The following is a 255-nucleotide window of genomic DNA, read 5'->3' on the forward strand; positions in this document are numbered from 1 at the left end:
GAGTCTTCGCTGTTTTGCTCCATATCTCTGTAAGCCTTCAATTAAAGCTTCAACATTTTAGATTATGAAAAAAAGAAGTGCTCCCAGCGATTTAGTGCAATGCTAGAATGGAGCGCTAGGCGGCGAAGGGCAAAGATATGCTCCTGCATCGCTGCGCAGCTCCCCGCGGAAAGCTTCCGCCTGGCGCTTAATGATTGAAAAAGTGAATAGTTTCCCGAAAGAATAAATGAGCCTGGCATATTATTTTGCCAGACT

The 255-nt window shown here is 45.1% G+C and carries 1 protein-coding gene; it reads right to left on the reverse strand.

What is annotated here, in order from left to right; genetic code table 11:
* Positions 1-62 precede the first annotated feature (62 nt).
* Positions 63-255 (reverse strand): hypothetical protein (locus tag KW93_RS17765; RefSeq protein WP_235318361.1); only part of this gene is annotated, 193 nt, incomplete at its 5' end.

Origin of the sequence: Planococcus sp. CAU13 (assembly GCF_000775575.1) — a bacterium.
Taxonomy (GTDB): Bacteria; Bacillota; Bacilli; order Bacillales_A; family Planococcaceae; genus Planococcus.